This is a genomic window from Kurthia huakuii LAM0618 (assembly GCF_000505545.1).
Lineage (GTDB): Bacteria > Bacillota > Bacilli > Bacillales_A > Planococcaceae > Kurthia > Kurthia huakuii.
Genome location: NZ_AYTB01000044.1, coordinates 1 through 6945, shown reverse-complemented (window position 1 = coordinate 6945; position 6945 = coordinate 1). Strand labels below are relative to the sequence as shown.

Annotated in this window: 10 protein-coding genes; 7 read left to right on the top strand and 3 right to left on the bottom strand. The window is 31.9% G+C overall.

Going from position 1 to position 6945, the window contains the following annotated elements; all coding sequences use genetic code 11:
- The 3 genes from V514_RS20720 to V514_RS0118470 form a co-directional block, all read left to right on the top strand.
- On the top strand, positions 1-185 hold a 185-nt coding region (locus tag V514_RS20720; RefSeq protein ID WP_235073600.1), incomplete at its 5' end, for a hypothetical protein.
- Between the two features lie 75 nt (positions 186-260).
- Positions 261-1511 (top strand): sensor histidine kinase, encoded by a 1251-nt coding sequence (locus tag V514_RS0118475; protein WP_029501241.1) that lies wholly within the window; start codon positions 261-263, stop codon positions 1509-1511.
- Between the two features lie 16 nt (positions 1512-1527).
- Entirely contained in the window at positions 1528-2268 is a 741-nt protein-coding gene (locus V514_RS0118470; protein ID WP_029501240.1) for a LytR/AlgR family response regulator transcription factor, read from the top strand.
- Positions 2269-2602: 334 nt separating this feature from the next.
- Here V514_RS0118470 and V514_RS19520 read toward each other — a convergent pair whose 3' ends face one another.
- Positions 2603-3457, bottom strand: a complete 855-nt coding sequence (locus V514_RS19520) for a DNA/RNA non-specific endonuclease (RefSeq protein ID WP_051392510.1) — start codon at positions 3455-3457, stop codon at positions 2603-2605.
- Between the two features lie 195 nt (positions 3458-3652).
- Between V514_RS19520 and V514_RS0118460 the strand changes: the two genes are divergently transcribed.
- Positions 3653-4279, top strand: a complete 627-nt coding sequence (locus tag V514_RS0118460) for a hypothetical protein (protein ID WP_029501239.1) — start codon at positions 3653-3655, stop codon at positions 4277-4279.
- A gap of 61 nt (positions 4280-4340) precedes the next feature.
- On the opposite strand, the gene V514_RS20280 is transcribed toward V514_RS0118460, so the two are convergent.
- The gene (locus V514_RS20280; protein WP_152529014.1) at positions 4341-4532 is read right to left on the bottom strand and encodes a hypothetical protein; all 192 of its coding nucleotides are present in this window, start codon (positions 4530-4532) and stop codon (positions 4341-4343) included.
- 369 nt (positions 4533-4901) lie between these two features.
- Here V514_RS20280 and V514_RS0118450 point away from each other — a divergent pair, with 369 nt between their 5' ends.
- The 3 genes from V514_RS0118450 (at position 4902) to V514_RS0118440 (ending at position 6727) form a co-directional block, all read left to right on the top strand.
- On the top strand, positions 4902-5807 hold the full coding sequence (locus tag V514_RS0118450; protein WP_235073598.1) for a DUF2268 domain-containing putative Zn-dependent protease: 906 nt from the start codon (positions 4902-4904) through the stop codon (positions 5805-5807).
- A gap of 336 nt (positions 5808-6143) precedes the next feature.
- On the top strand, positions 6144-6344 hold the full coding sequence (locus V514_RS0118445; RefSeq protein ID WP_029501237.1) for a hypothetical protein: 201 nt from the start codon (positions 6144-6146) through the stop codon (positions 6342-6344).
- A gap of 89 nt (positions 6345-6433) precedes the next feature.
- Positions 6434-6727 (top strand): hypothetical protein, encoded by a 294-nt coding sequence (locus V514_RS0118440; RefSeq protein WP_029501236.1) that lies wholly within the window; start codon positions 6434-6436, stop codon positions 6725-6727.
- A 27-nt stretch (positions 6728-6754) separates the two neighbouring features.
- On the opposite strand, the gene V514_RS20715 is transcribed toward V514_RS0118440, so the two are convergent.
- Positions 6755-6945 (bottom strand): hypothetical protein (locus tag V514_RS20715; RefSeq protein WP_035945133.1); only part of this gene is annotated, 191 nt, incomplete at its 5' end.

Here is a 6945-nt window from a genome sequence, read left to right as displayed (position 1 = left end):
TAAACCTTATAATTTCTGTCCAACTAAGTGTTACCTATCCAGTTGCCATTCCAGTTTATGCAAGTAAAGGAGAGAAATATAGTGATTATAAGAATACAAAATTACGTACTAAAGAAGATCAGCTTAATACTAATTGCTTTATGTGGAGTTATCGTTCCGAAAGGACGCACATTCTTTTTTCATGAAGAAGAAATCGATAATAGTTTAAAAAAAGCAAATAGGTTCTATACTAAAGATAATCGAGTCTAGAAAAGTTAATTATGATAATTGTAGGGATTTTCGAAATTATTTGGATATTTAGTGCTATTTTCTTTTTATATAATAAAATATTAACTCATTTACAAAAAGCTGTAATTGTAGTAATTACTACATTTAGTACATTTAGTGTTTATCTATTTTTTAATCCTATATTAGGGATTGTAGTGATGTTTTTAACGTTAGTACTTCTGATGTTTTTCATTACGAAAAAGAAAATTATTTTTTTGGATATTTGCGTAATATTAATAGTAGGTATTTTTTCTGATAACAGTACTCAATTTATTCTAAATTTTTTTTCTAGTACACTTATGATTTTTAGAATAATTATATTTACTCTAGTATCTGTAAATCTTTTAATTGTATATAAACTTTTTCGTCATAAAATACTGATGGTTACATTGAATGTGAAACATCAATATTTAATGATGTTATTACTTTTTTTAACTATGTTGGTTTTATATATTAATATTTTTGTTCTCGATTCTGAAAGTTTAGTGAAAATAAATTTTCTAGTTCAAGTTATTTATTTGACTCTAATAACTTTGTTTATTTCTTTATTATTAAAGGCTAAAAATAAAGAAAAAGTGTTACATCAAAAAGAAATAGTCCAAGAACAATTTTATGAATATATTACTGCGCTAGCCAAAATGAATGAAGATATGCGCAAATATCAACATGATTATATGAATATCCTTTTATCAATTAGAGCATTTATAGAGGAAGAAAATTTAGAAGGATTAAGAAATTATTTTTATAAGAATATTTTACCTAGTGAACAGGAAAGAGCTTTTAAAAATAAAATATTTGGCACAATTGAAAATTTAAAATCTACTGAATTAAAAGGAATAATTGCTTCTAAGATATTATATGCAGAAAGTAATTTAATACCTGTAAATATTGAAATACCGGAAGAAATTATTGATTTAAATATAGATATTTTAGATTTTGTCAGAGTTCTAGGGATATATTTGGATAATGCAATTGAAGAAGGAAAATTAACTGAGAATCCCCAAATTAACATAGCTTTTTTAAATTTATCTCAAAAAGAAGTATTGATTATTATCGAGAATAAAGTAAGTCAAGATATTTTAAATATAGATATGCTATTTAAAAAAGGATATTCTACTAAAGGCACTAATCGAGGGCTGGGTTTGCACAATGCAAGGAACATATTATATAAGTATAATAATGTTATCTGCAATACACGTATAGAAAAAAATTATTTTATTCAAGAAATACAGATATTAAACTAAAGAAAGGTTAATAGAAATGAAAATAATATTATGTGAAGATGATCCGCAACAAAGAAAAAAAATGCAATTGCTCATAATGAAATATATAATGTCTACCAAAAAAGATGTTGAATTAATATTAAGTGCATCCAAACCAGAAGAAGTTTTAAACTATACTTCTTTCCAAAAAGCAGATTGTTATTTATTGGATATCGAACTCAATTCGGATATTAGCGGCTTAGAATTAGCTAAAAAAATCCGTAATGAAGATCCTTTAGCTAATATAATATTTATCACAACATTTGCTGAAAAATTGAAATTAACTTTTACATATAAAATAGTTGCTCTAGATTTTATCGTAAAAAACGAAGAGAATTTAGAAGGAAAAATAATAGAAGCGTTGAATTCAGCTTATGATAAGTATCATCAAATTAATTTTAAAGAGAATACTAAAAGTTATACTTTAAAAATTGGCGGGCTTATAAAAAAAATAAAATATGAAAATATTTATTATTTCGAAACTTCAACTCAACCTCATAGAGTGGTACTTAGTGAAGTGAACGGTGTATACACATTTTATGGTAATTTGAAAGAAATTGAGTCTGAATTGTTAAGCGAAACAAGTCAATTTTTCCGATGTCACCGAAGTTTTATTATAAATATTGACTATATAGAATATTTTGATTCTATTAATGGTATTATTAAAATGAAAAATGGACATATTTGTAATGTATCTCCTATGAAAAGGAAAAAAATAAAAAAATTACTTAATAACTAAAATTTTATACAAGTGTTCGAGTGAATCTTACATGGTACTCTAATGGAAGACGGTTATTGATTAAGAAAGTGCTTATTTTATTTTTACGTATAAAAACTTGAAACTAAAAAAAGGCTACATGTATGACAAAAATAAAAAATTCACTGGTTCTTTGAAGGAAATTTCAGCTTTCCCAGCATATAAACAAACAAGTTATTATTCGAAATGGAAATTTTAGGGATGGATGAAGTGACTGAATAACAAATTATGTATATAATGGAATTGATAGATAAAAAAACAGGAATCGTTCATGCGATTCCTGTTTTTTATAGTGTGGTATATAGGTGCTTCATTTCTAATTCGTTGTAAAGGTACCATTTGTATAATCAACGGTCACACCGCTTTGTGTATTAATCGTATAAGCTGTTTCATTCAATGTTTTCCCATCATCATTAATCGAATAGGCTCTTACTAACACGCCGCGAGGGATGATTTCATTCGCTTTGTAAATAGGTGTCGCCTGATAAAACACTTCTACATTATGGTTAGCATAAATGGCTTTGCGCACCTTTGTTTCCAGATAAGACATACCGCCCGCTTCTTTTGATTTGTTTGTGCCAACATTTTGTGAACGCGTGCCTAAAATTAAGTTATGCGCTTCCATATCGCCGCCTAATGACCATGCGAGTAAGTGACTTTTATTGTACAAATAGCCTCGATAGCCATCGAGTTGTAAAATTTTATTGTTTAACTTTGCTTTCGATGGGCTATACCATACGCCTTTTTCTGGATTGTATACGCCATCCGCATATTCACCTGCAATATGCGTAGATGATGCGAAAGCAGGGCGTTTGATGACATCTGATGCATGCGCGCGCACCCCTTCATATGTGACAATCATCGTAGCTTCTGTTGGTTTTCCCTCGCTATCTACTTCATAGGTTGGACTGCCATTTGTGTCATCAACAAATTGTTGCTGCTCGTCTGTTAATGTGCGATCACTATCGAGTACAACGACATTTTCATTGTATTTATCCGTTTCCATATTGTATTTTAAAAGATCGTCGTGACTTGTGCTCGTAGTTGTAGAAGAATCGCCGAGAATTTCTGTTGCGGCATCTAATACATCGTTGACATCGCAAGCGGCTAATACAGTTGTTGCAAGCAGTAAACTAGCAACACCCATAAGCGATTTTTTGAGTTTTTTCATGTTGAGTTGTTCCTTTCATCGCTGTTAATAGTTAAAAATACATCCTGTCCTATTTTAATATAAAAGAACAAGAGATGCTAATTTTCTTTCAAAGGCACATAAATATTACTTTTTTGATTTTAATAATAAAAAATATCGAAATAGTGATAAAATTATCTTATATAGTAATGATAGAATGTCGGAGGTTTTAGGGAATTGAAAACATTAAAATTAAGCGTATCCGTACTTTCGTTAACAACATTTTTGTTAGGATGCGAAAATGACACAAAGGAAGTGGAAAAAAGTCCATCTTTAGAAGAGCAGCAAAATAATGTAGCAAAAGTTGATAAGCCAAACGTTGTGACCACAGCATCTGCTGATGACAATGTCGCCAGTACTTTTCAAAAGGAAGCAAAAGCTTTGAAGGGGCGAACGGTTGAGAAAAAGGCAGCGTATATCCTGAAAAAATATCCGAAAGATTTAGAACAGCAAAGCGATTATATGGAAGGCATTGCGAAAGAACATAAGGAGACTTATACAAAGGAAGTCTATCGATGCCTATTCCAACAATTGCGCGAAGATTATGAGGCCGAAAATTATCGAAAAGTAGATGACCAGACGAATGAATTATCGAAAATTTATGCGGCGCAATTAGTCACAAATTATGCTGAACAAATTGACTCTAAAGTGATGTACAATTTCAGTAAACGTTATACAGATTTATTGAAAGATTATTATATGGGGTATGATAGTAAAGAAAATCTGCGTTTAAATAGTTATTTAAACGCAGATAAACGTGCGGTAGATGACGCTTATCGCGACCTTGTTAATTTAGTACAATAATACATAATTAGTAAAGCCGACCAAAGCATCATAACAATGCTTTGGTCGGCTTTTTTTTGAATTAGCAATAATTAATTTTTTCAAATGGCGGCTCCCGAAACATATCTGTTAAATCAAACGCATGTTGATATGCTAAAAGTTGTTGGATGTGATAGACAGAAAATGGAGATTGACGATATATTTTTGTGGCTGGATAATGCGAGTGCCGCACGATGATACAATGCTCTGCTTTGTACAACGTAATTCTTTTCATAAGTTCACCTAGCCTTTGTCATGATATTTGATTCCAAAATCCGACGTAACCATTGAAATTTCTACTACCATTAAAATAACAAATGCAAGTTAAACTAAGGTTAAATTTCTTTTTATATTTTTAACATTTTGTCACTCTAGCAAATAGGGAAGTTTTAAAATTTTATTGCTTTTATGGTATAATTTAACATTGTGTAGCTTCAATAATTAGTAGCTAGACGATAAAAATAAGTTTGTTGTTAAAATGTACGGGTTGAGAGGAGAAAATAATGAAATCAATTGAAAAAGCAATAGCTGGATCGCGTAAGCCATATATTTTTATCGGAGCGGGGGTTGGCGCCGTTATTGGTCTAATCGCATATGTGAAGGAATGGATTTAATGCGTGTCTTTTATCGAATTATACTAAGTGGTGTATTGCTTATTGTACTGTCAGCTTGCGATAAATCTGATTATACAGTTGAAAATCCAGATAAAGAACAAATGTTTCATATTATTAATACGGCGTTCTTATTTGAGAAATATATAGAAAAAGGCGCTGAGGCAAATTTTGAAATGTACAACAACGAAGTAATTCAGCCTATATATGACGATTGTTTTAAAGATGGAGAATTTCTTTATATGGCAGACGAAATTCTTCATACAGCACCTACTAATCTTAGTAATTTAAAAAATAATACTGAATTGATGAAAGTGCGCCAACAGGAGCTCAATCAACTAATCGAAGAGGCTTTGTTGAAATCTGCTAAATTATTACCGAGTGACAAGGATGTAACAGTGTGTCTTGTTCCTGCTACGAGTTCAGGAATACGTTTATTTACGACAGGAGCTGGGAAAATTATTATCCCATACAACGAATTTATCGATGATGCGTTTTTAAAGGTAAGTATAGCCCATGAATACCATCATAGTACATGGGCTGAACATAATGTGCATAACGAGACTTTTACCATACTTGATAATTTAGTTTTTGAAGGAAAAGCTGTTATGTTTGAGCAGCTAGTCTATCCAGAGATTTCAACGATTCCCATTGAGCCAACGTACAATAAAGATAATTGGTCAAAAATAGAGAAGGATTTAAATAGCATTGATTTTAATCGCTCATTAGCCATTATAAATGGGGGGAACGACTTACCGGCATTATATGGATACAGTGAGGGTTTTAAAATAGTGCAAGCTTATTTGAAGCAGTATCCAGAGAAAACACCGGAGGAATGGACAGCACTAAGTCCAACTGAGATTTTTAGAAAAGGGAACTATACAGAGCATTATGAGTAAACAATGTCCTATTTAGAAAAACGATGCCATACACGTAATGCTCATCGCTAGAAGAAAACTTAACAAAAAATTACGTTTCCATTTATCGCATAGAAAGCCAACAACCGAGGCGATGAGTATCGCTGGCTGCCAGACGAAATGATTGTCCGCGATAAAAATCCCAATCGGTACATATAATAAGCCCCGCTACATTTAAGTTGTTCATACGATTACATGTTGCGAGATGCTAAGAGATTCAAGTTGTATCCGAACAATTATCTGATATTTCCGAAACTTCCTCGTTATTGAATTCGTTCCTAATACTGAAGAAAATAAATTAGAGATGAGGTTGATGTTATGGGATTCTGGTATTTTCTCGTATTATGTATAGGTGTTTTTCTAGTCATTACGGCAATGATAAAACGCTCAAAAAAAAGCACTAAATCGATGATGGTGTTGTTAGGTGCTTGTATGATCGCGCTCTCTTTGTTTATGTTCCAAGACGGTAGTGCAGAAATTGTAGATAAATTATTAAAAACGCTTAATATCAATTTGTAAAATATTGTTGCCAACACGCTCAAATGATTATTCATACATCTTAAGCATATGCTGAATTTAAGCATTTAGCTAGTCGCGCGCATATTCCAATGACGCCACAACAAGAAAAGTCATTTGGAACAGAAGGAGCGCTTAGTGTAGAAGGCGAAAAATGGCGCATTAGTGTCGCGCCGTATAGCCATCAATTGTTGCGTGATGTTTCTGTCGGAAAACGTAATCTCCTTGCTAATGAAGGTAGCCTACTGATTGAGCGAGAAAACCTTGCACTACGCTCTATCGGTGGCGCGGCAGGCATGGCTGATTTTCGTAAACATGTCGCATTTGATCATATTGAAGTGTACAAAATTTCGGACGATCATCACCGAATTATCGGTCAGTATTAACGATTAAAAAACATGAAGCACCTGAATTTAAGGTACTTCATGTTTTTTGTTATTGCTGCCTAATTTAGAAAAGCTTGCATGTCTCCTAGTCGCAATGCCAGTATTTAGCCGATGAAAAATAAAGCTTACTTCCTCATTTTCATCTATCGTTATAATTTGGTTTACACAAAGTAACATAATATGCAAATTCGCATAAGGGTGCATTATCGGTATTAGCG

What these genes read in the sequence shown, in the direction of transcription:
- V514_RS0118475 (WP_029501241.1), top strand. Translation starts at nt 261, where the DNA reads ATGATAATTGTAGGGATTTTCGAAATTATTTGGATATTTAGTGCTATT.
- V514_RS0118470 (WP_029501240.1), top strand. Translation starts at nt 1,528, where the DNA reads ATGAAAATAATATTATGTGAAGATGATCCGCAACAAAGAAAAAAAATG.
- V514_RS20280 (WP_152529014.1), bottom strand. Translation starts at nt 4,532, where the DNA reads ATGAAAAGAATTACGTTGTACAAAGCAGAGCATTGTATCATCGTGCGG.
- V514_RS0118445 (WP_029501237.1), top strand. Translation starts at nt 6,144, where the DNA reads ATGGGATTCTGGTATTTTCTCGTATTATGTATAGGTGTTTTTCTAGTC.
- V514_RS0118450 (WP_235073598.1), top strand. Translation starts at nt 4,902, where the DNA reads ATGGATTTAATGCGTGTCTTTTATCGAATTATACTAAGTGGTGTATTG.
- V514_RS19520 (WP_051392510.1), bottom strand. Translation starts at nt 3,457, where the DNA reads ATGAAAAAACTCAAAAAATCGCTTATGGGTGTTGCTAGTTTACTGCTT.
- V514_RS0118440 (WP_029501236.1), top strand. Translation starts at nt 6,434, where the DNA reads ATGACGCCACAACAAGAAAAGTCATTTGGAACAGAAGGAGCGCTTAGT.